Origin of the sequence: Marinomonas algarum (genome assembly GCF_020532605.1) — a bacterium.
Lineage (GTDB): Bacteria > Pseudomonadota > Gammaproteobacteria > Pseudomonadales > Marinomonadaceae > Marinomonas > Marinomonas algarum.
The window spans coordinates 16,270-41,728 of record NZ_JAJATW010000022.1; the positions used below are offsets into that span (position 1 = coordinate 16,270).

General features: G+C 46.5%; 19 protein-coding genes. 12 read left to right on the forward strand and 7 right to left on the reverse strand.

Going from position 1 to position 25,459, the window contains the following annotated elements:
* Positions 1 to 380 precede the first annotated feature (380 nt).
* Positions 381 to 3,047: a pyruvate dehydrogenase (acetyl-transferring), homodimeric type gene (aceE, locus tag LG368_RS12815; RefSeq protein ID WP_226755124.1), complete on the forward strand. Its 2,667-nt coding sequence runs from the start codon at positions 381 to 383 to the stop codon at positions 3,045 to 3,047.
* An 89-nt stretch (positions 3,048 to 3,136) separates the two neighbouring features.
* Positions 3,137 to 5,092, forward strand: coding sequence for a dihydrolipoyllysine-residue acetyltransferase (gene aceF / locus LG368_RS12825; RefSeq protein WP_338086330.1), 1,956 nt, complete (start codon positions 3,137 to 3,139; stop codon positions 5,090 to 5,092).
* A 102-nt stretch (positions 5,093 to 5,194) separates the two neighbouring features.
* Here aceF and LG368_RS12830 read toward each other — a convergent pair whose 3' ends face one another.
* Both LG368_RS12830 and LG368_RS12835 read right to left on the reverse strand, forming a co-directional pair.
* The gene (locus LG368_RS12830) at positions 5,195 to 8,320 is read right to left on the reverse strand and encodes an efflux RND transporter permease subunit (RefSeq protein ID WP_226755125.1); all 3,126 of its coding nucleotides are present in this window, start codon (positions 8,318 to 8,320) and stop codon (positions 5,195 to 5,197) included.
* 11 nt (positions 8,321 to 8,331) lie between these two features.
* Complete coding sequence (locus LG368_RS12835) at positions 8,332 to 9,432, reverse strand: efflux RND transporter periplasmic adaptor subunit (RefSeq protein WP_226755126.1); 1,101 nt, start codon at positions 9,430 to 9,432, stop codon at positions 8,332 to 8,334.
* 257 nt (positions 9,433 to 9,689) lie between these two features.
* On the opposite strand from LG368_RS12835, the gene LG368_RS12840 reads away from it, so the two are divergent.
* Genes LG368_RS12840 through LG368_RS12855 form a run of 4 tightly spaced genes read left to right on the forward strand, consistent with a single transcriptional unit; the run spans position 9,690 to position 16,708 of the window.
* Positions 9,690 to 11,603, forward strand: coding sequence for an ATP-binding cassette domain-containing protein (locus LG368_RS12840; RefSeq protein ID WP_226755127.1), 1,914 nt, complete (start codon positions 9,690 to 9,692; stop codon positions 11,601 to 11,603).
* Between the two features lie 3 nt (positions 11,604 to 11,606).
* Positions 11,607 to 12,200 (forward strand): DUF2760 domain-containing protein, encoded by a 594-nt coding sequence (locus tag LG368_RS12845; RefSeq protein WP_226755128.1) that lies wholly within the window; start codon positions 11,607 to 11,609, stop codon positions 12,198 to 12,200.
* A 3-nt stretch (positions 12,201 to 12,203) separates the two neighbouring features.
* Complete coding sequence (locus LG368_RS12850) at positions 12,204 to 13,979, forward strand: Hsp70 family protein (protein ID WP_226755129.1); 1,776 nt, start codon at positions 12,204 to 12,206, stop codon at positions 13,977 to 13,979.
* A gap of 2 nt (positions 13,980 to 13,981) precedes the next feature.
* On the forward strand, positions 13,982 to 16,708 hold the full coding sequence (locus LG368_RS12855) for a hsp70 family protein (RefSeq protein ID WP_226755130.1): 2,727 nt from the start codon (positions 13,982 to 13,984) through the stop codon (positions 16,706 to 16,708).
* Positions 16,709 to 16,809: 101 nt separating this feature from the next.
* On the opposite strand, the gene LG368_RS12860 is transcribed toward LG368_RS12855, so the two are convergent.
* Both LG368_RS12860 and LG368_RS12865 read right to left on the reverse strand, forming a co-directional pair.
* Positions 16,810 to 17,295 (reverse strand): putative 4-hydroxy-4-methyl-2-oxoglutarate aldolase, encoded by a 486-nt coding sequence (locus LG368_RS12860; RefSeq protein ID WP_226755131.1) that lies wholly within the window; start codon positions 17,293 to 17,295, stop codon positions 16,810 to 16,812.
* Between the two features lie 115 nt (positions 17,296 to 17,410).
* Positions 17,411 to 17,926, reverse strand: coding sequence for a hypothetical protein (locus LG368_RS12865; protein ID WP_226755132.1), 516 nt, complete (start codon positions 17,924 to 17,926; stop codon positions 17,411 to 17,413).
* A gap of 37 nt (positions 17,927 to 17,963) precedes the next feature.
* Between LG368_RS12865 and LG368_RS12870 the strand changes: the two genes are divergently transcribed.
* On the forward strand, positions 17,964 to 19,118 hold the full coding sequence (locus LG368_RS12870) for a M14 family metallopeptidase (protein ID WP_226755133.1): 1,155 nt from the start codon (positions 17,964 to 17,966) through the stop codon (positions 19,116 to 19,118).
* 150 nt (positions 19,119 to 19,268) lie between these two features.
* Positions 19,269 to 19,841: an elongation factor P-like protein EfpL gene (gene efpL, locus LG368_RS12875; RefSeq protein WP_226755134.1), complete on the forward strand. Its 573-nt coding sequence runs from the start codon at positions 19,269 to 19,271 to the stop codon at positions 19,839 to 19,841.
* 68 nt (positions 19,842 to 19,909) lie between these two features.
* Here the strand turns inward: efpL and trmJ are convergent, their stop codons facing one another.
* The gene (gene trmJ / locus LG368_RS12880) at positions 19,910 to 20,665 is read right to left on the reverse strand and encodes a tRNA (cytosine(32)/uridine(32)-2'-O)-methyltransferase TrmJ (RefSeq protein WP_226755135.1); all 756 of its coding nucleotides are present in this window, start codon (positions 20,663 to 20,665) and stop codon (positions 19,910 to 19,912) included.
* 50 nt (positions 20,666 to 20,715) lie between these two features.
* Complete coding sequence (locus tag LG368_RS12885) at positions 20,716 to 22,071, reverse strand: DnaJ domain-containing protein (RefSeq protein ID WP_226755136.1); 1,356 nt, start codon at positions 22,069 to 22,071, stop codon at positions 20,716 to 20,718.
* A gap of 103 nt (positions 22,072 to 22,174) precedes the next feature.
* Between LG368_RS12885 and moaC the strand changes: the two genes are divergently transcribed.
* Genes moaC through LG368_RS12900 form a run of 3 tightly spaced genes read left to right on the forward strand, consistent with a single transcriptional unit; the run spans position 22,175 to position 23,354 of the window.
* The gene (gene moaC / locus LG368_RS12890; protein ID WP_226755137.1) at positions 22,175 to 22,663 is read left to right on the forward strand and encodes a cyclic pyranopterin monophosphate synthase MoaC; all 489 of its coding nucleotides are present in this window, start codon (positions 22,175 to 22,177) and stop codon (positions 22,661 to 22,663) included.
* Positions 22,650 to 22,904, forward strand: a complete 255-nt coding sequence (locus LG368_RS12895; protein WP_226755138.1) for a MoaD/ThiS family protein — start codon at positions 22,650 to 22,652, stop codon at positions 22,902 to 22,904. Before moaC ends, LG368_RS12895 begins: the two co-directional genes overlap by 14 nt.
* Positions 22,905 to 23,354: a molybdenum cofactor biosynthesis protein MoaE gene (locus tag LG368_RS12900; RefSeq protein ID WP_226755139.1), complete on the forward strand. Its 450-nt coding sequence runs from the start codon at positions 22,905 to 22,907 to the stop codon at positions 23,352 to 23,354.
* Positions 23,355 to 23,366: 12 nt separating this feature from the next.
* On the opposite strand, the gene LG368_RS12905 is transcribed toward LG368_RS12900, so the two are convergent.
* On the reverse strand, positions 23,367 to 24,614 hold the full coding sequence (locus tag LG368_RS12905; RefSeq protein WP_226755144.1) for a tyrosine-type recombinase/integrase: 1,248 nt from the start codon (positions 24,612 to 24,614) through the stop codon (positions 23,367 to 23,369).
* Positions 24,615 to 24,997: 383 nt separating this feature from the next.
* Between LG368_RS12905 and LG368_RS12910 the strand changes: the two genes are divergently transcribed.
* A complete protein-coding gene (locus LG368_RS12910; RefSeq protein ID WP_226755140.1) occupies positions 24,998 to 25,276 on the forward strand; it encodes a hypothetical protein in 279 nt (92 codons plus the stop codon).
* Positions 25,277 to 25,459: the final 183 nt, after the last annotated feature.

Sequence of the window (25,459 nt, forward strand, 5' to 3'; positions counted from 1 at the left end):
CTAGAAGCCAAGACGATAAATGGCATGCTCTACAGTGTGTGAATAACATAGTTTTTTAATTTTTGCCTACAATTAGCGACACTAAGCGTATGTAAAAACTGAATCTTGGGCTTGATGAACCAAGCCCAAATTGGAAGCGAACCGACTAGTTCTCTAATAGTGGTCGAGGCAATGGATAAAATACCAGATAATAATAATTGCTAATTAATCGGCAAGTTAGTGTCTAACTAAATCATGACACGCTTGTCGTATTCGGCTGGAATTCTGATGTGTACTGACATTGATTCCTAAGGTTCGTTTAAGCCGCCACCAAGACATAAACACTCATAATGTCCTTGGATGGTTAAGTATCTGTTCTAATAGCGGGAGTTATTAACACGATGACTGAGCAGCATATTCTCGAAGACATCGATCCAATTGAAACTAAAGAGTGGATCGATGCGCTTGAGTCTGTCCTTCGTGAAGAAGGTTCTGATCGCGCGCAATTCATTTTAAATCGTTTGACAAGTGAAGCCTCAAAATCGGGTACTTCACTACCATCATCCATTACAACGCCTTACCGGAATACGATTCTTCCTGAGAATCAGAAGCAATTGCCCGGTGACGTATTTATGGAGCGACGCATTCGTTCTATTATTCGTTGGAACGCATTGGCGATGGTAATGAAGGCCAACCGAGTTGATTCAACACTGGGTGGCCACATTACAAGCTTCTCTTCTGCGGCGACGCTTTATGATATTGGTTTTAACCACTTTTTCCGTGGGAACGACGGTAAGCAAGAAGCCGATATGGTTTTCTTCCAAGGTCATATTTCACCCGGTATTTATGCACGCTCTTATATAGAAGGGCGTTTAACGGAAGAGCAGTTGGATAACTTCCGCCGTGAAGTCGACGGCAAAGGTATCTCTTCTTATCCTCACCCTTGGTTGATGCCGGATTACTGGCAGTTCCCAACAGTCTCTATGGGGCTTGGGCCACTGCAAGCGATTTACCAAGCACATGTTATGAAGTATCAGCATAGCCGTGGTCTTATCGATCAAGGCGATCGTAAAGTCTGGGCTTTCCTTGGTGATGGTGAGTGTGATGAGCCAGAATCCTTGGGTGCAATTGCTTTAGCGGGTCGTGAGAACCTAGACAACCTTATTTTTGTCATCAACTGTAACTTACAGCGCCTTGATGGTCCTGTGCGTGGTAACAGTAAAATTGTTCAAGAACTTGAAGGTGTGTTCCGCGGTGCTGGTTGGAATGTCGTTAAGTGTCTATGGGGTCGTCATTGGGATCCTCTTTTCGAAAAAGACGACAAGGGTTTGCTGATTAAACGTATGAACGAAGTCTGCGATGGTGAACTTCAGAACTACAAAGCGAATGGTGGTGCTTACACTCGTGAACACTTTTTCGGTAAATACCCTGAGTTGCTAGAAATGGTCAAAGACATGACCGACGATGAGATTATGAATCTTAATCGTGGTGGTCACGATCCATATAAAGTCTACGCAGCGTACGCCGAAGCGGTCGCGCACAAAGGTCAGCCGACGGTTATCTTGGCGCAAACCGTAAAAGGTTACGGTATGTTCAAGGCGGCAGAAGCACAAAATACCGCGCACCAGACGAAAAAACTGGATGAAGAATCATTAGGTCAGTTCCGTGACAAGTTTGGTATTCCAATCAGTGACGAAGAGCTGAAAGATCTACCTTATTACCGTCCAGCAGAAGACAGCCCTGAAATGCAATATTTGCGCGCTCGTCGTAAAGAATTGCATGGTGATTTCCCTGTTCGTCGTCGTGACTGTGAAGCACTTGAAGTGCCTTCTTTAGAAGCTTTTAAAGCGCAAATTGCCGGAACAAAAGGTCGAGAAATATCGACGACTATGGCGTTTGTACGTGCACTTAATGTCATGGTGAAAGATAAGAATATCGGTAAACGTGTTGTGCCGATTCTGGCGGATGAAGCCCGTACATTTGGTATGGAAGGTATGTTCCGCCAATTGGGTATATACAGCAGTGAAGGTCAGCGTTATACGCCACATGACCACAGTCAAGTGATGTATTACAAAGAGTCTGCAGACGGGCAAATTCTACAAGAAGGTATTAACGAAGCGGGTGCTTTTTCTTCTTGGCTGGCGCTGGCGACATCGTACAGCAACAGTAATCTGCCGATGATTCCTGTGTACATCTACTACTCTATGTTTGGTTTCCAACGTGTTGGTGATTTGGCATGGGCAGCAGGTGACTCTCAAGCGCGTGGGTTCTTGATTGGCGCGACCGCTGGTCGTACGACTCTAAACGGTGAAGGTCTTCAGCATGAAGACGGTCACTCGCACATATTAGCGGGTACGATTCCGAACTGTGTGTCTTATGACCCAACTTATTCATACGAAGTGGCTGTTATCGTTCAAGACGGTCTTCGTCGTATGTATCATGAAAAAGAAAGTGTTTTCTACTACTTAACAGTAATGAATGAAAACTACGCGCATGAAGACATGCCTGAAGGTGTCGAAGACGGCATCATCAAGGGTATGTATAAGTTGAAGTCTCACGAAGACAAAGCCAACAGCAAAAATGTTCAACTGCTTGGTTCTGGCGTTATTCTGCGCGAAGTGGAAGCGGCTGCCGAAATTCTGTTCAACGACTACGGTGTGAACTCTGATATTTGGAGTGTCACGTCTTTCAATGAATTGCGTCGTGAAGGTTTGGATGCCACTCGTTGGAGCATGTTGCACCCAGAAGAAGAAGCGCGCAAGCCATATGTTGAAACTTGCTTAGACGGTAAAGGGCCTGTTATTGCGTCAACAGACCATATCAAGTTGTTTGCAGATCAAATTCGCCCATTTATCAATACGACTTACCATGTATTGGGTACAGATGGTTTTGGCCGCAGTGATACGCGTGCTCAGTTGCGTCATTTCTTTGAAATAAACCGTTACTGGGTTGTTGTTTCTGCTTTAACCGCGCTGGTAAAAGACGGTGTGATTGATGCATCTGTTGTTAGTGGAGCGATTGCTAAGTTTGGTTTAGACCCAGAAAAACCGAATCCTGTTACTTGCTAATCAATGAATAGGCTAGGTGTTTGATTTAGAAGATCCTAGATCAAACACGTTTTTAAGTTTGATGCGTCTATACGACAAAGGAGATTTCTGTGAGTACTGAAATCATTCGAGTACCGGATATTGGTGGTGCGACTGATGTCGAAGTTATCGAGATCAGCATTCAGGTTGGTGACATGGTAGAAGTTGACCAATCGATTATTGTATTAGAAACGGATAAAGCCTCCATGGATGTGCCTTCTTCGATGGCCGGCAAAGTAACCAGCATTTCTGTAAAAGAAGGTGACAAGGTTTCTGAAGGTGATGAAGTTCTGATTGTAGAAGTAGAAGGCGAACAAACATCTTCTGCTGCTCCAGCGGACACAAAAGCAGAGGCTGCGCCAAAGGTGGCCGATTCCAAGCCTGCTGCGGAAGCCGCGACAAAGGTTGAACAAGTATCAGTGCCAGATATCGGTGGTGCGACAGACGTTGAAGTTATCGAGGTCTGTGTCGCAGAGGGTGACATGGTCGAAGAGGGTGATTCCCTGATTGTCTTGGAAACAGACAAGGCGTCCATGGATATTCCTTCTCCCTTTACAGGCAAAATTGGCAAAATTGCCATCAGTGTCGGTGATACTGTCTCTGAAGGGGCTGATATCTTATCGCTTGACGCTCTCTCTTCAGAGGTGACGACGGCAGAGCCTGCGTCAGTTGATAGTGCGAAGGCAGAGACTTCTGCTGTGACTGAACGCGCTGATTCTGAGACAGAAAGTGCTTCCGTTGGTGTTGAAACAGTGAACGTGCCAGACATTGGCGGCGCTGAAGGCGTTGAAGTGATTGAAGTTGCTGTGGCAGCTGGTGATACCGTACAAGAAGGTGATTCAATCATCGTACTTGAAACGGACAAGGCATCAATGGAAATTCCTGCACCGAAATCTGGAACAGTAAAATCGGTTTCCATCAGTGTGGGCGATAAGGTTTCAGAAGGTCACCCTGTTTTAGAGCTTGAGGTTGAAGGGGCGGCTGACGTCACAAAACCAGTAGAACAGAAAGCGCCTGAAGCAAAACAAGACCCTGTACCAGAAAAAGCTGTTTCAGCCCCTGTGACAGCGCCGGTTGCTGATCAGTCGGCAGTGTTGTCTGAGCCTTCTAAAAAGGTACATGCGGGCCCTGCAGTTCGTATGTTGGCACGTGAATTGGGTGTCGATCTTTCTTTGGTGCGTGCAACGGGCCCTCGTGGTCGTATCCTCAAAGAAGATTTGCATGCTTACGTTAAGGCGGCAGTGCAAAAAGCCACGACGTCTTCAGCAAGTCCGGCTGTGTCGTCTGGCGCAGGGTTGCCGACCGTACCTGATCAAGACTTCAGTAAGTTTGGTGATATTGAAGTTGTGAAAATGAGTAAAATCCAACGCATGACCGCTCAGAATATGGCGCGTAATGCTTTGGTTGTTCCTCATGTGACACAATTTGATAAAGCGGATATTACCGATTTGGAAGATTTCCGCAAAGGCCTTAAAGGTGAGATGGAGAAGCAGGGGGTTAAATTGACACCATTGCCATTCCTCATCAAAGCGGTTGCTCAGGCAATGCGAGCCAATCCTAGCTTTAATGTCTCCCTAATGGCGGATGGCGAAAGCTATGTGCAAAAAGGCTATGTACACATTGGCGTGGCGGTGGATTCTCCTGTAGGTCTTGTTGTTCCGGTGTTACGTGATGCCGATCAGAAATCGATTGTTCAAATTGCTCAAGAAATTAATGTCTTGATCAAGAAGGCGATGGACAAACAGCTTAAACCTGCAGACATGCAGGGTGGTTGTTTCACGATTTCAAGCTTAGGTGCCATTGGTGGAACAGGCTTTACTCCCATTGTTAACTGTCCTGAAGTGGGCATTCTCGGTGTGTCTAAAGCTGACGTCGAGCCACGTTGGAATGGAAAAGAGTTTGAGCCTCGCACCATGTTGCCTTTGTGTTTATCCTATGATCACAGAGCGGTTAATGGTGGCGATGCGGGTCGTTTCATGACGTACTTGAATGCTCTGTTGAGTGACGTTCGACGCTTATCTTTGTAATATTCGGTAGGCAAGAATAGCAACTAAAAAACCCTAGCTTGATTGAGCTAGGGTTTTTTTTGAGCGGCATTTTTTAATGTTAATCAGACAAGGTGGCGGAGTTTATTTTTGCTCCGATTGGCTGAGTGTGATGCGTTCCTTTTTACGGTAGCCTAACACTAGCAGGCAAGGTGTCAGGATTAGAGTAAGCGGTGTGGCAAACGTTAATCCCCCTGCAATCGCTGTTGACAATTGCGTCCACCATTGAGCGGATGGCGCGCCGATATTGAAGGTTTGATGGATTAAATCGATATTGAGCTGAAACACCATAGGAATAAGCCCTAATATGGTCGTGATGGTCGTCAACATAACTGGGCGCAAACGTTGAACGCCGGTTCGTATCGCTGCTTCCTTTACCAGCATGCCTTGCTTGCGTAGGCCATTAAAGGTATCGATTAAGACAATATTGTTGTTTACGACAATTCCGGCCAGGGCAATCACCCCCACACCACTCATCACGATGCCAAAAGGCTGACCTTTGGCCATTAAGCCGATTAATACGCCCATGGTGGAGAAAATGACCGCGCTTAAGATCAACACGCACTGGAAAAAGTTATTAAATTGCGTCACCAGGATGATCGCCATAATAAAGAAAGCGACACCAAAAGCTTTCACCAAAAAGAGCATGGATTTTTGTTGCTCTTCTGTATTGCCTCTAAATTCATAGCGAACACTTTTATCAAGATTGGCTGCATCCAGTTTTACTCTGATGGCTTTAATCACTTCATCAACAACCAGTCCGTCTTGAACATCGGCTTCAATTTTGACGGTCTTCTTGCCATCCGTCCGGTTGACGGTGCCTTGTTTAGGCGCGGCATAACGATGAATAAAGTTACTAGCAGGAATGCTTCCTTGATTGGTTGGGATTTGAAGCTGATCCAGCTGATCTAACGTGCGCTGGTTAACAGGGTATCGCAACATGATGTCTATTTTATCGTCAGCGCCTTCCGGTAAAAAGTCACTAAGTTGAATCCCTGTCGTGACCAATTTAATGACATTACCCAAACTGTTGACATCAACACCATAGCGACTGGCTTCTTCGCGATTAATATCAATACGCCATTCAATACCGGCAAGCGAGCGATCATCACTAACCGTAATAATTTCCTCTCTCAAAGAGAGTTGTTTGATTATGTCATCCGCTGCTAGATTTAAGGCTTGTGAATAGTTCGAGCTAAGTTGAAGTTGAATGTCAGCGCCGGATTGTGGTCCGCCTTGCTCTTTTTCCGCACTGACTTCTATGCCGGGAATGTCCTGAGTATGCGCTCGAATTCTATCTAGAATTACACTGGCTGAGTCTCTTTTATACCAGTCAATAAATTCCATACTGATTGAGCCGATGCTGTCAGGCGCTTCACTGTCTCCTGGTGTGGCATAGGACGTTGTTACGACACTCTTTAACTCACGTAAACCAATGACTTGTTGTTCGACTTGACGAACGAGGGCATCTTTCTCTTCTAAAGATAAGTCGCCACGAGCACGAATGTCTAGATTGGCGGATTCAGGCTCGATATTAGGGAAAAACTCAACCCCTTTACCAAATTGGCCATAGCTGACAAAAACCGCAACAAGCAAGCCAATAGTAAACAGCAGTACCCATACAGGTCGTTCTACCAGCCGTGTTAGCATTCGACCATAGGCGCCGGTTATACCTGTAAGTTGTTGAAGGTCACCGCTTTCTGTGAGCTTCAGTGCTTGCATCGTTTTAGTGCTGTAAGCGCCTCTTTTACCAATAATAGAGCCAATAGTGGGTAAGACGATTAACGCCATCACCAAAGAAGAGGACAATGTTGCAATAATTGTAATCGGCATGTATTGCATAAATTCCCCCACAATGTCTGGCCAGAACAGTAGGGGCATGAAAACAGCAAGCGTGGTGGCTGTAGACGCTATGATTGGCCATGCCATGCGTTGAGCCGCTTCACGGTAGGCTTGCTTTTTAGGAGCGCCTTCAGCCAGTTTTCGATCGGCGTATTCGGTGACCACGATGGCACCGTCCACCAGCATGCCAACGCTGAGTATGAGCGCAAACAACACCACCATATTAATGGTATAACCCTGCAGGTTTAGAATAAGGATGCCAGCAAGAAATGCCCCAGGTATTGCCAAGCCAACCAAAAAGGCGCTGCGTATTCCTAATGCCCACACAATGACGATCATAACCAGCAAGGTAGCGGTCAAGACATTGTTAAAAAGATCGTTTAAAGAGGTTTCTATGTTGGTCGATTTGTCGCCCGTTAAGTTGTAGCTAACGCCGTTTTGCCATTGTTGACTTTCCTCTTCAACGACCATTTTTACAGCATTGATGGTGTTGATGATGTTCGAGCCGACACGTTTTGAAACCGCCAATGTGATGCTGCGTTTTCCCGCAACGCGGGCATAACTGTCTGGGTCCTCAAAAGTAAGTTCACCCGTAGCAATGTCTTTTAGCAAGACCACCTGATCACCATCGGCTTTGATTGGAAGGTTAAGAATGTCTTCTTTTGTTTTTAAGAGTCCTGGAACTTTTAACGAAAAGCGTCCCGCCCCGGTGTCCAAATTACCAGCGGCCACAAGGCGATTATTGCCTGAGACAAAATTTGATACGTCGGCGAGGGACAGATTGTAGGTTTCGAGTTTTTCAGGACGAATAACGATCTGTGCTTGTTGGTCACGATCGCCGCTGATTTTGGCTTCCAGTACACCATCAACCGCTTCAATCGCGTCTTGAAGATTTTTAGCGGTGCGACTGAGCGTGGCAAAGTCAACATTGCCTGATAAGTTGACACGCAGAACAGGGAAGGTAGACAGATTTATTTCCGTGACAGTCGGCTCGTCAGCATCATCGGGTAATTCACTTTTTGCACGGTCAACCTTGTCCTTGGTGTCGCTAATCGCTTGGTCAATGTCAACGCTCGACAAAAATTCCAATATGATCGAGGCGTGGCCTTCTGAGGCGGTTGATTTAAGTTCCTTTAAGCCATCAAGTCCTTGGAGTTCTTTTTCAAGGGGGTGCACCAATAAGCTGTCTGCGTCTTCAGGAGAGATTCCTTCTAAAGAAACAGAGACATACGCCATTGGGATGGTAATGTCAGGATCGTTTTCCTTGGCTATTTCAATATAAGACACGGTGCCCATAATCAAGATCAGCACAAAAAACATCATCACAGTGCGTGAGCGAGCGAGAGCGGCTTCAATAAGAGTTTGCATGCTCTATCTCCTTAATCTTGGTAGCGTGCTTGAACGGTATCGCCGGCGGAGACGAAACCTTGTCCAACCGTAATAATATCGACATTGTCTGGTAGTCCTCGTACCCACACTTGTGATCGCTCCGATTTCACGATCTCAACAGGGGTGACGACCACTCGATTGTCCATGTTAATGGTTTTTATGGACGTGTTACCGGCATCGTTAAGAGTGAGTAGAGCCGGAGACACGGCGTGCGCCCGTTGGTGATCGAGCAGGAAGTCGACCGAGGCGGTCAGGCCAGCAGGTATCGCGTTGTTGGGGTTGGGTATTTCCATTTCAACACGAATTGTCCGACTAGTCTCATTCGCTGTGGCGCTGATAAACGAGACAAAACTCTCAATCTCATCCCCTGACTCGAGTCTGATTGTGCTCTGCGTGCCCAATGATATGTGGTGGATTTTATTCTGGGGAACATGGACGCTGATTTTTAATGGGTCTAGTGAAATAAGTGTGCCTACAAGGCTGCCGGCGCTAAGTACCTCTCCTTTTTGAATGTGCAATGCGTTAACAATGCCAGAAAAGGGGGCAGTGACGGTGGCGTTTTCACGGTCTACTAGCAGTGTTTGTTTATGAGCTTTTGCTGTTGCGAGATCGGTTTCTGCCTGCGCAAGGTTCACTTTGGAGGCTAAGTTGTTTGAATTGAGTCGCTTAATACCATCTAGCTCAAGTTGTCTTTGTTTAATCAATAATTCAGCTTGCTGCATTTCCAGATCTAAGATTCGAGTATCAATCTGGGTAAGAACGGTGCCGGATGTCACAAATTGACCCTGTTCAACAGGTCGGCTCATCACGCGCCCCGGGTAGGTGTTAATGACATCTAACACCTCATTTGCGAGCGTGGTGCCGCTTAGTGGTAAATGTATTTCAATTGACTGAGCGATCAGTGTTTTGGCTTGAACAGGGTAAGCGGCTTTTTGTTCTGGTGTGACAGAAGGCGAGGCTTGCTCTACGTTGTTTGGTTGAGATATATCTGGGCTGACCGTGATGCCATTGCCACCTAAAACTATCCAAGCGACTGCGCTCACGGTGACAACGATTGCTGTGATTGGGCCTACCTTATTTTTTAACGCCATTGCTTACTCCAAAAAAATCTTGATGACTCAGTAGGGTGCTGAGTATATCGGTAAAGAACGTGGTTAAAGATGTTTAAGTTCAACCTTTTTGAGAAAAGCGGATCTATTTCAACATATTATGACGAAATATCGCTTTTTAGCGTCATAAAATGAAAATGCTTAGATTTTTTTGGTGCCTGCTGGTGGCTATTTGATGAACCTTCGTAAAGAAGGATGCTACTATATCGTCACAAAATCTTTACTAAAAATGGGTAGATATGAGTCTATTGTCGTTAGAACAGATCAGTGTTGCTTTTGGGCATAATCCACTGCTGTCAAAAATTAGTTTCTCGGCTGAAGCCGGTGAGCGCGTCGCTATTATCGGTCGAAATGGTGCAGGTAAATCCACGTTATTAAAAGTCATTTCGGGTGAGCAAGTGCCAGACGAAGGTGTTGTGCGACTGGAAGGTGGTATGCGTATCAGTCAGCTTCCACAGGAGCTGCCCGATGCCAATGAAAAGACCGTCCGAGAAGTGGTCAGTGAGGGAGCGGGTGAAGCCCATGACCTCATGACACGTTATTTCAAATTGCTTGAAGATTTTGAAAATGACCACGCCAACGAATTGAGTGATATTCAAACGGAACTGGATCGTATTCAAGGTTGGGATTTAGAACAACGTGTTAATCACATGGTACAACGTTTGGCTTTGCCGGCTGATAAGCTGATGTCAGAGTTGTCAGGTGGTTGGCGTCGTCGTGTTATTTTGGCGCAAGCATTGATTTCTAATCCAGATGTTTTGCTGCTAGACGAGCCAACTAACCATTTGGACGTACCCACCATTGAGTGGATGGAGCAACAGTTACAGCAGTTTCGCGGTTTAATCTTATTCATTACCCACGATCGTCGCTTTCTTGAGAAATTGGCAAACCGTATTATCGAGTTAGATCGCGGCAACCTTATTTCATTTAGCGGAAACATTAATGACTTCCTTGTGTTCAAGGAAAAAATGCTGGAAGAAGAAGAGCGTGCCAATGCGTTATTTGATAAGCGTTTGGCCGAAGAAGAGGTCTGGATTCGTCAAGGGATCAAGGCACGTCGTACCCGTAATGAGGGACGAGTGCGTGCGTTAAAAGCATTGAGGGAAGAGCGTTCTGAGCGTATCAACCGTCAAGGCAACGCGAAGATGGCGATCGAAACCAAAGATAAATCGGGTAAATTAGTGGCGGAATTTACGCAAGTAGGCCATTCTTTTGAAGATAAAGTGATTCTTCAACCCATGGACTTTATTGTTAATCGTGGCGATCGAATCGGTCTGATTGGGCCAAATGGCTGTGGTAAAAGTACCTTCTTAAAAATCTTGTTAGGTGATTTAACGCCAGAATCAGGCTCTGTTCGCCAAGGCACAAAGCTTAATGTGGCCTATTTCGACCAACTCCGTGAACAGCTCGACCCTGAGCAAACGGTCGCGGAAAACGTGGGTGAAGGCAAAGACGTCATTGAAATCAATGGTCAGAATAAGCATGTTATTGGTTATCTTGGTGATTTTTTATTCCCACCAGAGCGTGCTCGTACCCCCGTCAAGGCATTATCAGGGGGAGAGCGTAACCGCGTTTTATTGGCGAAATTGTTCACTCGTCCTGCCAACTTACTCATCATGGATGAGCCTACCAACGACCTAGACGTTGAAACATTAGAGCTGTTAGAAGAGCTGCTGATGAACTACGACGGCACCTTGTTGCTTGTAAGCCATGATCGAGCTTTTCTAGACAACGTCGTGACCAGTGTTATTGCCTTTGAAGGTGAGGGGCGTGTCAAAGAGTACGTAGGTGGCTATAAGGATTGGATACGTCAAGGCGGGAAATTCCCCACAGAATCGACGTCTCAAACGGACACACCGAAAGCCAAAGCGAAGCCTGCTATTGAAGCTGCCTCAGAGGACACTAAAGTTTCTAGTAAGCCAAAGAGCAAGCTCAGTTATAAAGTGCAACGTGAATTTGATGATATGCCCGCTAAGATTGCCAAATTAGAAGAAGACATCGCCGCGCTTCATGTGACAACCAGCGATGCGAATTTTTATGCCGGCGACGCAGACAAGGTGCAAAAAACATTAGCCAAACTGACACACAAAGAAGCAGAGCTAGAGAGCACAATGGAGCGCTGGCTTGAGCTTGAAGAAATGCAAAATGGGTAAATTATGACCGATAAAATCAAACCAATGTCTTTTATACCGCGCTTTTTTGGCGCGTTTGGGCAGTTTTTTAAATTTATGGCGAGTGGCGATTATGCTGCACGCTGTAAAGCGGCTGGACAGGGTCAGTTATTTTCTTTTGAAGCTGAGCCTAAGGTCATCACCGAAACGGTAGAAGTCATTCGAGAAGTCGAGGTGGCTGCGCCAACACTGGATACGGTAAACGCCGATGGGGCTCATCAACTCCTGCAGCTGTTGCAGCAGGAAGCTCGCTTTATCGACTTTATTCAAGAAAGTATTGACGATTACAGCGATGCAGATGTGGGTGCGGCGTCTCGCCAAATTCACTCTGGTTGCGCTAAAGTGATGAAACAGCATTTCACCATTGATACGGTGCATTCTGCGTCAGAAAGCAGTCGAGTAGAGGTACCTTCTGACTATGACGCTAAGCAGCTCAAGTTAGAAGGTCGTGTGGAAGGAACAGGGCCTTATTCTGGCACTCTGGTTCATCCAGGTTGGAAAGTCACGGAAACCCGACTGCCGAAAGTCACCAATACAGACAATTTAACGGTATTAGCTCCCGCCGAAATCGAGGTATAAATCATGGGCAAGTATTTTATTGGTATCGATTTGGGTACCACCCATTCTGCCGTCTATTATTCCTTATCTGAGCAGTCAGCAGAGCCACAAACGCCTGCCGATGAAGTGGGTCGTATCCAACAGCTGGCGATTCCACAGTTTATTGCCGCAGGTCAGGTAGATGCACGACCCTTGCTGCCTTCTTTTGTGTATTTCCCTCATCAAAGCGAATTTCTAGAAAGTGATTTACAGTTACCCTGGGGCAAAGCAACCGCGGTTGTGGGTCAATTGGCGCGTGAATTGGGGGCAAAATCCTCTGGACGTTTAATACAAAGTGCAAAAAGCTGGTTATGCCACAGCCGCGTCAAAGCCGATGAAGCAGTGTTACCAGTAGATGCGCTGGAAGAAGTGGCGAAAATATCACCGGCTCAGGTGACTGAAAGCCTTTTGGCCCATCTTGTTAGCGCTTGGACTCAGGCGTTCCCTGATGCGCCTATTGCTGAGCAAGAGGTTGTTATTACCGTACCGGCGTCGTTTGACCCTGCGGCACGAGCCATTACTGAGCAAAGTGCTGAGCGGGTTGGATTGCGTGCGCGACTGATTGAAGAGCCGCTGGCGGCTTTTTATGCTTGGTTGGCCGATCAACATAAGTGGACAGATAACTTAGACGTCAATGAGCATATCTTAGTGGTCGATGTGGGTGGCGGTACAACGGACTTGTCTCTTATTCAAACGGTTGATAAAGAAGGTGCATTGGGTCTTGAGCGAGTGGCGGTAGGTCGTCATATATTGCTTGGCGGTGACAATATGGATCTAACATTGACCTACCATTTAGCTGCACAATTAGCACAAGAAGGGACGCAACTTGAGCCGTGGCAAATCAGTGGGTTAACGCAAGCGTGTCGAGAAGCAAAAGAGCGATTGTTATCGAATGCGGACCTACAAGATGTCAGTGTTGTCGTGCCAAGTCGTGGTCGTAGCCTGTTTAACAACAGCATCAAAACCACGCTAACTCAACTTGATGTACAACGCCTTTTGATTGACGGCTTTTTCCCTGCGGTACAGTTTGGTGAGTCTGCTCAGCAAACAGCGCGAAGCGGGTTTAGTGCGATCAATTTGGACTATGAAGGTGATCCTGCTATCACCCGACACATCAGTGAATTTTTGGCTCAACACGGTGTGAAGCCCACAAAAATTCTTCTTAACGGTGGGGTTTTCAATGCGACTGTGATTCGCAACACGCTGGAATCACGCCTGAGAGAAATGCTAGACCAACAGCCACTAACCATGTTGACGCCGTCTCATTTGGATCATGCGGTTGCTAAAGGAGCCACTTATTACGCACAAGTTCAAGCAGAAGGCGGCGTAAAAGTTAAAAGTGGTTTGTCAGCCAATTATTATATTGGTGTGGCCAGTCCTATGCCTGCGATTCCGGGTATGGCTCCGCCTGTTGACGCGATTTGTGTGGCGCCATTTGGTTTGGAAGAGGGCTCGCAAGAACAGATGTTGCCCAATGAATTTTCTTTGGTGGTGGGTGAAACGGTCACGTTCCGTTTCTTTCAATCGCAAACCAGCGATGCTGAAGCGGTGGGCAAAGTGGTGGCTTCCTTCTCCGTTGGCACACTCAACGAACTTAACCCCCTTAGTATTCGCTTAGACGCGGGTCATTACAATGCGGGTGATATGGTGCGTGTGTACCTAACTTCCCGTGTTACGGAATTGGGTCTTTTATTGCTGCAAGCGCATGATACTCAGTCTGATCTAAGTTGGACCATTGAGTTTCAAGTAAGGGAGGCATAAAGATGGCATCTCCGACTTTTCGTGTCGGTATTGATCTAGGGACAACAAATTGTGTTGTCTCTTATGTGTCTGTTAACCGTGATGGCTCGGCACACGGTGAGCCTTTGCTGTTGCCTATTCCACAAGTGATGGCAGATGGTTCGGTACAAGAGTTTACCCATTTGCCAAGTGTCATTTATGTTTTAGCATCAGATGAAAAGGGTAAGCTAGACCCTGTTTTGCCTTGGCGCCACCACGATAAAGAGAAGGTGGTGGGTATGGGGGCGTTGGCACTCGGCCAGCGTCGTGCTGGTCAGTTGATACAAAGTGCGAAAAGTTGGTTGAGTCATCGTCAAATAGATCGCCGTTCAGCTGTCTTGCCCTGGGGCAGTGAATTTAGTCAAAAAATCAGCCCGCTCGATGCCAGTCAATTACTGTTATTGCACATCAAACAAAGTTGGGATCATCGTTTTCCTGAGTCACCTCTTGCACAGCAAGCCATTGCTCTGACGTTACCGGCCTCTTTTGACGAAGAAGCGCGTGCGTTGACGTTGGAAGCGGCGCAGCGAGCCGGTCTAGCTCATTTATATCTTCTAGAAGAGCCACAGGCGGCTTGTTATCACTACATCAGTGACGATACCAAGTTGACAGCGTTAGCGGACAAAAAAATGCTGTTGGTGGTCGATATTGGTGGTGGTACCAGTGACTTCAGTTTGGTGGCCATACAGCCTGCCTCTCGCAACACATCGGCTGTTTCCTTAAAGCGTATCGCGGTGGGCGAGCACCTTCTGCTCGGGGGCGACAACGTAGATCAAGCGTTGGCGTTTCAGCTTGATCCAAAACAGATTTCAGCATTGTCTGCGTCTCGACTAGCCGCATTAGTACAACAAACGCGTCAGGCAAAAGAAACCTTATTGGGCGAAGAGGCACCAGAGGAATTAACGATTACCGTTTTAGGCGGCGGCAGTCGTTTAATTGGTGGGTCACAGAAGTTTACTGTGTCAAGGTTGGCCTTGTTAGAACAAATAGACAGCGGCTTTTGTCCTCATGTTTCACTTGATGCGGCCTTGCTGAAAAATGACTACGCCATGCATACCTTGGGGTTGCCCTATGAGTCCGATCCGGCTTTTACACGACATTTAGCAGCGTTTTTGCGCCAGCATCAAGCGGACATTGTCGCGGCGACAGGCTCAACTATGCCTGATGCGGTTTTGTTCAATGGTGGCTTTTTTAACAGTCCGGTATTGAAAGAGCGGCTCTTAGAGCAATTGAACCAATGGTCTTCTGCGCCACTTCTCGCGTGCGTTGCCGACGAGCCAAACGATGCAGTGGCCAAAGGGGCGGTCATGTATTTGAATGCCTTGGCTGGCCAAAGTGCACGAATTGAAAGTGGTGTGGCTCACAGTCTGTATTTAAAGGTGGGCGACGATCAGTTTGTTGGTGTTTTGCCCAAGGGCACGCTTAAAGGCGATGAGATTACGCTAGACCAAACGTTTTCGGTTACCTTAGGGCAACAGGTCCAGTTTCCTCTGTATCGCTCAGATGACCATATTGATTGTCATGTGGCGGAGGTGCGAGGTGAAGCCGGCTTGCATTACATTTCTAATTTGATGACCGAATTGGATGCTTCTGTTGATGCTCAGGATGTTGCCGTCAGATTGTCGGTGCAAATGACAGAAGTTGGCGTGTTGCAGGTCACGTTGCAAGCAGAAAATCAACGTGATACTTGGCGGTTAGATTTTTCGACTCACGCCAAGACAGACATAGGCTCTTCCCAACAAGAGAGCGATGACCAAGGTGGCTTACTGCATAGCAATATGGGGCAAGCGGAAGAACACCTGGCTAAATGTTTTTCCAGTGCGGGTCAGAAACAGTATCCGGATCTGGTGAAATCGCTAAAACAAGACATTGATCAGTTGTTAGGTAACCGTGAGCACTGGAATCTTGCCACATCACGACGCTTAGTCGACAAGTTGCTGATGGTAAAATCGGGGCGGATGAAAAGCCCACAACATGAGCGACAATGGTTACAGCTACTAGGCTATTGTTTACGCCCAGGGTACGGTGCGGCTGATGATCTGGCACGTGTTCAGCAAGTCTTTAATGCGGTCAAGGCGGGGGCGCAATCCGATACCGCGCCTGTCTGGGGGCAGTATTGGACGTTGTTTCGTCGTATTGCCGGTGGTTTGTCTGTTGAGCAACAACAATATTTCTTTAAACAATTTAGTCAATATTATTCACCGAGTGGTCAGCGCTCCCGCGATAAAATGAAGGCGTTAACGACTAAATCCAGTGATGATCTCATTCGTTTGGTGGGCGCCTTAGAGCAACTGGAAAACGACGATAAAGTGATTACCATTGATTGGTTATTAAAGCGCTTACAAAAAACTTCCGAGCCCGATACGGCATGGTGGACAATCGGGCGTATTGCATCGCGTCATTTATTATCCGGGCAACAAGACCGTCGTATTGACGAGGAGGTGTTGTTTCCAATTCTTGATAAGGTCATCAAAGAAGATTGGAAAAAACGTAAGCAAGCTGGTCTTGCCGCCGTGTTAATGACTCAGATGAGTGTTGGCGAATCGGACACACTGAGTGGCTACCGTAAAAAAGTCGCGAAGAAACTCAAAAAAGACAAGTGCCCGCCGCAATGGTTGGAGCGTCTAGAGAGTAAAGTAGAAATTAATACCGATGAACTGAATGCGTTAGTCGGTGAAAGTCTTCCAATGGGGTTGAGGTTGTCGGAGTAGACGGCCCTAAAGCGATTCAGTATAGACGAAAAATGCTCATCCATTGTTTCTACAGATAGGGATGAGCATTTTTATGAAACAAGCTATTGTTTAGACAGCGTCTATGGAAGGGCTAATGGTTGTTTGGATACTGCAATACCATTTAAGTCACAATATACATAATCACCTGGTGCAATGGTCATACCCGCAAAGTGAACGGTCTTACCAACGTCACCCAGTCCACGTTTTTCAGTGGCCATTGGTTGCGCGCACAACGCATGGATACCAACATTCATACCAGATTGAGCGGCGACATCGCGTACCGCACCGTAGATAACAAAGCCTTCCCAGCCGTTCGCAGCGGCTTTTTCCGCCAGCATATCACCAAGCAATGCCCGACGTTTGCTACCACCGCCATCAACGACCATGACTTTGCCTTTGCCGTCTTCACTGACTAGCTCACGTACGCGGCTATTGTCTTCAAAACAAGAAACTGTGACCACTTCCCCATAAAAGCATTGACGCTGACCATAGGATGAAAAAATGGGCTCAGCGATTTGTAATTGCTCTGGGTAGATGTCACATAAGTCTGGAAGGATGTCCTTCATATAAAACGCCTCTTTAAAGTGAAAGTATAAAGTGAATGAGAATGGCTTCGACTTTAAATTGAGGGCTTACAAATAGCTATAGGTCACACTCGATAGTCGGTATTCAGTGATGTGATTACTCTTCGACCGCTGGAATATCACTTGGGTCAATTAATCCGTGCTCTACGGCAATGTGAAGCAGTTGGATAATGAGTTCATCAGGCGCCAGTAAGTGAAGCGGCGTACTGTGGCCTTGTTCTGCAATCGCATCATTCAAGTTGACATCACGCTCTTCAAACCAGCTGTGTATGCTGTGTACTTCGAACGCAGGCTCTAAACCTTTTATATCATAGGTTGCTTCAACTAACTGATGAATAAGCTCAGGGTCAAGACCGTAGATCACGTCAGTGTCAAACTCATTTGTCCATTCGGCGAGAATATCACTGGCCTCGTAGCCAAACTCATACAGTTGCTGTTCATCGAGATTGGGCACATTTGGTTCAATCGTATGAGACGCTAACCATTCGTCATCGGGGATAACGAGCACTTCTTTGACTTGCGCTTCGTGTGTAGACCAAGTAAATAGCAGAGGGAAAGCTGGCTCATCGGAAGAATTGGCGACAGCCGTGATGAATATAGGTAAACTTGCCATATTTTAGAACCCATGTTTGATTGTTAAGGAAGAGTAAATGACCAGCCGAATCAAAATCAGCAGTGCATTTGATGGCGGTAACATTTCCGTTATCGATGCCTCGGAGCCGGACAATATTAGAGTAAAGATCCCTAATGATACAAACTCTAAATTTTTGCAGTGGTTTTATTTTCGTCTTCAAGGCGGTATGGGTGAGCAATGTGTCATTCAGTTTGAAAACGCCAGTGACGCCGCTTACCCAGAAGGATGGGTCGATTACCAAGCCGTTGCCTCCTACGATCGGGAAGACTGGTTTCGGGTGCCGACAGAATATGTTGATGGGAAACTGGTGATTCATCATCAGCCAGAGCAAGACAGTGTTTATTATGCCTATTTTGCGCCCTACAGCTATGAGCGACATCTCGATATGATTGCTTGGGCGGCAAGTCATGAAGATTGTATTACCGATCATTTAGGTGAAACGGCTGAAGGCCGTGATATTACCCTGTTGGAAATCAGTAAAACGCAAGGGTTGGCAAAAAATATTTGGGTCATCGCACGCCAACACCCGGGCGAAACCATGGCGGAATGGTTTGTGGAAGGTCTATTGGAGCGTTTATTTGATGAGTCCCATCCGATTGCGCGCGCTTTGTTAAACCAATGCCGTTTCTACGTGGTCCCCAATATGAACCCAGATGGTGCTGTGCATGGCAATTTGCGTGTTAATTCCAAAGGCGTGAACTTGAATCGGGAATGGAAAAACCCTACCCCAGAGTTCAGCCCAGAAGTATTGGCTGTGCAAAAGAAAATGGCGGAAACCGGCGTGGACATGTTTTTAGACATTCATGGCGATGAGGCGTTGCCCGTTAATTTTGTCGATGGCTGTCAGGGCGTACCTTCTTTTGATGCCAGAATGGAAGCCATGGAAAGCTTGTTTAAAGACATGTTTGTTTCCGTTAGTCCAGACTTTCAAACGGAAATGGGTTACACCCCTGATCAATTCGGCGAGGCCAATCTGACCGTGGCAACCAAGTGGGTCGGGGAGATGTACAAATGCTTATCTTTTACCTTAGAAATGCCATTTAAAGACAATCAGAATTTGCCTGATGACGTGGTTGGGTGGTCGCCAGAGCGTTCTAAAATCTTAGGGGCAGACATTTTATACCCTGTTTACCAAGTGATTATGAGCCTACATATGAAATCGGGTGATTAATACGCGATATTTGCGCGTTCGTCAGAGAATAATGGCATAGATATCTGGTGTCATTTCCTAATCTGGATTAGGATCTCGATGTTATACTATGACAAAAAGTGTCATAGTCATTTTAAAACCCTGTATAGACCCGAGTGTTAGGACGTAAACATGCCGAAGGCCAGTGAAATTAAAAGAAACATCGCAATTAGTTACGATAACAAAACGTATATAGTGAGAGATATTGAACGTTCTGTACCTCAGGGTCGTGCTGGAGGCAGTTTATATCGTATGCGTATGTACGATGTTGTGAGCGGTCGCAAGTTGGATGAAACATTCAAAGATTCCGACATGATTGATTTAGCCGATTTAGTGCGTCGTCAGGTGACATTTTCTTATATGGATGGGGAAGAGTATGTGTTCATGGATAACGAAGACTATTCCCCTTACAACTTAAACAAGAGTGCCATTGAGGAAGAGATTCTTTTTGTCAACGAAGACACACAAGGTATTCAGGTAATTTTGGTTGATGATGCGCCTGTTGGCATTGAACTGCCGACCAACGTGGAACTTGAAGTCGTTGAAACCGACCCTTCTATTAAAGGTGCGTCGGCGACATCTCGTAACAAACCGGCCAAACTGTCGACCGGTGCGGTGATTCAAGTCCCCGAGCACATTTCTACGGGGGATCGCATTAAGGTCAATGTGGAAGAACGTAAATTTGCTGGGCGCGCTGAAAAATAATTCTGCGTTGCGCTAGTGATGTAAAACGCCGCTAAACCGCGGCGTTTTTGTTTGAGTGTTGGAATCGCTCAGTCTTTTTTCTTTTTTTCTGAATGATTGTTGGCTTCAGTAAGGCCTGCTTCTCGCTGTACTGCCGCTAACACGCCGCGCAAAATGCCTAGTTCCTGCTTTTCAGGTCGAGAACGATTAAAGAAACGATGCAACTTATCTAAAACCTTACCCGGATGATTGCGCACAATAAAATTGATGCCATATAAGGTGTCTTCTAAATGGTCGTAGAAGAGGTCCATGTCTTTTTTATGAGGGTATTCCAGCGAGTCTTTTTTAGGCAATGCTTTGTGTTGATTGGCCATCCAGATCTCATAGGCAATGATTTGCACCGCTTGGGAAATATTCAACACAGGATACTCGTCGTTTGCATCAATATAGACTTGGCGATGGCATTGCGCAATTTCTTCATTAAGCAACCCCGTTGTTTCACGTCCAAACACGATCGCCACGTTATGGTTGATGGCCTCAGGGATGACGCTTTCCGCGCATTCTCGGGCATTCATGATCGGCAACTGAAAGGTTCGGTGACGCGCACTGGTCCCAATAACTAAACTGCAGTCTGCGATCGCCTCTTCAAAGGTCGGCACTATGGTGGCATTTTCCAGCAAATCCACTGCACCTGCCGCACGGCTGGTGGCTTCTTCAGAAGGGTAGTCATTCGGGTCAACTAAATACAGGTTGGTGAGCCCCATATTTTTCATGGCGCGGGCAATGGCGCCGACGTTACCAGGGTGGAAGGTATTGATTAAAACGATTCGGATATTACTTAACATGGGTTGTGAAGCACTCGGAGTTAATGGTTATCCGTGATTCTGATGAGCGATTAAGGCGTTAACGTGAGCGTTTGCTCTGTGCTGGCAAAATCGACCGGATCTAGGATAACTTGGGTTGTGTCATTAAAGAGGAATTGATTACAAGCTTGATGATACAGGGAACCTGTTTCCAACACCAACCGGTAATTGCCTCGTGGAATATAATTGGCCGCGTAAGCTTGTTTGGCATAGAGGTAAATAGAAAAGGGGGCTCGGCCATCATAGGACTCAAAGGTTAGCTTGCTGTGTTGGGGGAGCTGATTAAGAATGCGCAAACGGCTGTTACCTTGTGCATCCCCAAGTAAAGCGCCATGTTTCGGTGCCAGTCCTGGTTGTCCGATGCAGCCTGTTTTCTGCGCTTGGTTTGCAGTGCCATAGCCAATGTATTTTGCCTGCACCCAACCATTTATGCCTTGATAGCGCACCGTGAGCCAATCTCCTTGTAACTGAATACTTTCTAGCTCTGACAAGGCTGGCATGGTCTGCAGTGAGGTACTTTGAGTATCGGGTTCGGCATACAGGTTGGTAATGTTTAAGGTGTAGGCGGCGCCAACACGATATTGAGGGTAGAGACCACTGATATAGGGTATGGATGATAGGGGCTGGGTTTGAGCGCTGTTCGTTGAGGATTGCCAATGCAGTGTGGCGTAGACACCAGCAGCGAAGCACGCCAAGTAGGTGGTGACACGAAAAGCGGCTTTTGCGGCGTTTAACCGAAACGGCGTGCGTTGGTTTTGATCGCTTTGGTCAACAAACGTTTGATAAGGTGGAATGGAAGACGTCGTTGCCGTAGCGTGATCAGGCTCAAAGGGCTCGGTGTGTCTTTGAGAGTCGAACGAAGAATCTTGTTGAGATCCAGCAGAGGCCTTAAACGCTTTTTCATACAAGGCCTTCACGCGTTTCTCATTGAGCGCATTGCGTGCTGACTTAATGGCTTCTTCACGTGTTTTTTCATGCTGTGCGTTGTTGCGCTTCATTTCTTCATAGGCACGCTGGCGCTCTTTCACAAAGGCGGCTTGCTGCTTGTCAGAGGCGCTGGAGAAGTGTTGGTAACGATTTTTAGCGCCTGAGCTATGGGTGTTTTCTTGTGTAAAAGTGAAAGGTTGCCAATCGACCACCTGATCGCCCAACCGGATGGCGCCCTGTACATTTTCATAGGCGGCCTGAAGGCGTTGAAACACTTCCGTGGTGTCATGATTGGGGTTTTTATCAGGGTGATAGCGCCGCGCCAATTTTCTAAAAGCGACTTTTGCTTCCTGTTCCGTAGCGTTGGTAGGAATCTCTAACAGTTGATAATCGTCTAGTAAGCTCATGCGATGTTGATTAGGTACCATGATGGACAGGAAAAAATACAAGCAATAACGCATTATGCCTCATTTAATCAGGGTGACAAGGCTCCAATGACTTGCAATCATTCTGCGTTTCTTAAAACATAACGAAGGTTTCTATTTTTAAAAGGCGTAAACGTTTATGAGCGAGCAACTCACTCACCTAGATCAGCAAGGTCATGCCCACATGGTGGACGTGTCAGATAAGAACATCACCAAGCGCACCGCAACGGCTCAGGCCATACTCACTATGCAACCCGCCACATTAAAAAAAGTGATTGAAGGCGGTCTACCCAAGGGCGATGTCTTAGCAACAGCCCGTATTGCGGGGATTCAAGGGGCAAAAAAAACGCCTGAGCTGATTCCTTTATGTCATCCTTTAATGCTGACCAAAGTGTCGGTAGACATTAATGTTATCAACGATTGTGAATTAGAAGTGCTTTGCACCTGTGCCTTAACAGGCAAAACAGGGGTGGAAATGGAGGCGTTAACAGGGGCCAGTGTGGCCGCGTTGACCTTATACGATATGTGCAAGGCCGTTGATAAAGGCATAGTCATACGTCACCTTGCACTTTTAGGGAAAAAAGGCGGTAAAAGCGGTGATTGGAGCAGTCAACATGTCCAAGGTTAAAGTGGTGTTTTTTGCTTCGTTGAAAGAAGCCGTCGGCTTGAGTGAGTACCTTGTCGAGCTTGATTTACCCATCAGCGTTGGCGAGTTAAGACAGTATCTTGTTGATCATCTGGACAAGGGGGGCGCCTTATTAGGCCCAGGGGTGCAATCTTCTGTCGACTTCGAGTTTACCCGAGATACTGACATCATTGCCATCAACACTCGCGAAGTGGCTTTTTTTCCACCGGTGACAGGGGGTTAGATGATACGTGTTCAACAGGATGACTTTGATGTGCAGGCGCTTTACAAACAACTGCTCAAAAAAAATGACACGGGCGCGGTGGCGATGTTTGTTGGTTTAGTCCGACAATTTGCGGACCAACCTAATGAGACTTGTTCTTTTGAGCTTGAACATTACCCCGGTATGACAGAGCACAATTTGCAAGAAATTGTTGACGATGCCCAGCGCCGTTGGCCGCTCCTTGACGTGTGTGTTGTGCACAGAGTCGGCCGTTTGTCGGTGGATGATCAAATCGTGTTTGTCGGTGTCAGCGCCAGCCATCGAGCAGAAGCTTTTCAGGCGTGTGATTTCATCATGGATTACTTGAAAAGCCGCGCTGCCTTTTGGAAAAAAGAAACACAGGGCGAATGCAGCCAGTGGGTCGACGCCAAACAGGGCGATGCATTGAGCTTAGAGCGCTGGTCTCAATAAGCCGAGCGTGTGTCAGTGAGGGCGCAGTGTTTTTTTACGCCCACTGGCATGACGTTCACGGTATTCGGTGTCAATATACTTGTCCGTGGTCGCCATGCTCGCGTGCCCCGCATCTTCTCTGACGTGCTCTTTGGGGCGTGTTTTCACATCTTCCGAGATGCCGGTATGGCGAAGCCAATGCACCGTCGCCACACGAAGATCTTCTGCATCGGCTTTCATACCATCTTCGCACATTCGCTCGTACGCCTGATCAAAACAGAACTGTACAATGTTACGAACCTGACGGGAGCTGGTCATGGCGCCTTGGCCACGGGTTTTAGGGATGACGGGGGTGTTCTCTGCAATGGTAGGCAATAAGGGCAAATCACGAAAACGACGGTAGCGCATCAGAGCATTGAGCATGTCATCGGACAGCGCCACGAGACGTTCTTTATTGCCCTTTGATAAGACTTTAAACCACCAATGGCCGTCGGCGTCTTTAATAAAGTCACCCATTACCGGTGCAGAACGTTCATCCGCCACCAGCTCAGAAATTCGTAAGTACATGCCCAGCAAGGCATTCATAATAAACAGGGTGCGTTCGTGTACAGCGGGATCTTCTTCGGCAAGGTGCTCGGCGGTTTCAATCACATAGTCCCATTGCAAATTTGAAATGCGCCTTACTTGTTTGCGCGTTACTTCTTTTTTAACGAATTTACTTTTTTGGCGTATCAAGGCAACAGGGTTTTGTCCCGCCGCGTCTTCTTGCATTAAAAAACCGTAATACGATGACAGGATTGAAAAGGTTGCACGAATTGCCGCTTGTGATAATGAGTGTTGTTTGGTTTCGGGTTGATCCCCGTTCCTGAACTCTAACTTGCTGACGTGTGCAACAAAAGGTCGCCATTCTTTATTAGCGACTCTTTTACCCATATGTAATTTAAATCGAGCGACGTTTTTAACGCCGATCCAATCGTCTGGTGGTGTGATGCAGAAATGGATGAATTCTTCAATTTGGTCACGCCTTAACTGCAGAGTAGGGCATTTCGCCACATTCCAAGACCAGAGCAATAAGCGCTCCACTTCACGTCGATAGGAATTGAACGTTGCTTGCGAGCCGTTATAGCTATAGATAAAGCACAAAGCGAGTTGTAAATCACGGCGATACTCGGGGTCTTTTAGCTTAGGGGTGTGCTGAGCAAGCTCTGCCGCAATTAGGTCAAATTGCGTGAACGGGTTAGGAAGATTGTCTAAATTATCGATTAAAGCCAGTGGTGTCATAGTCTGTTGCATCTTTGTGAAGGCCTTAGATTAGCAAAATTTTGATGCTGTCACGACTGCTTTTTATCTGCAAGCCGTGCTTACTCACCAAAATCCAGACTGGATCAGTCCGTGTAGAGAATGATGCGGTTATTCCTTTTTTATCATCTTTTATGCCTCATTCTGATGCTTCTGTACCTGATAAGTGTGATTTTTGTCAAAAATACACCTTATTGGTTCGTATTTGGAACAAAAATGGAAGCACTGCTTTCGCCCTTTTTTATTTTTTATCAGACGTTATTATAACTCCATCGAAACGCAAAACGCTTTAACGTTTTAACGTTTTAAAGCAAGATTGAAATTCAAACATATTAAATATTACTTAAAAAATTTAGGAGCACATTATGAAAAAATTAACGGCAACCACTCTGGCCATTTTAGCAACAGCCGCAGTCAGTACTTCTGCCTTAGCCGATAACGACACAGCATTTGAAAAGCTTCAAACCACAAAGGCGGGTGTGAGTGCATTATCCAATACATTAGAAAATATGGGCGCAACAGTGGATACAAGTGTTGATTTAAATGGTGCGAACACGCTAAAGCAAAAAGAAGCAGTATATCTTGATAAATACGCTGAATTGCAAGACCAATTTAATACGCTAAACGCTCAAGTATCTGAGTAATATATTTAAAGGTTTATGCGCTAATAGATTACAAAATTGACGATTACATTGATTAATACCTGATTCCGTGACTTAAAACCCCTCTCACACCCCTGCAGAGCTGTAATCATACGGCCTGAAGCAGTAAAATGACCACTGCTTTTCGTTCACCCAGACAGTGACTTTTTTCCATGCGCACCTTCA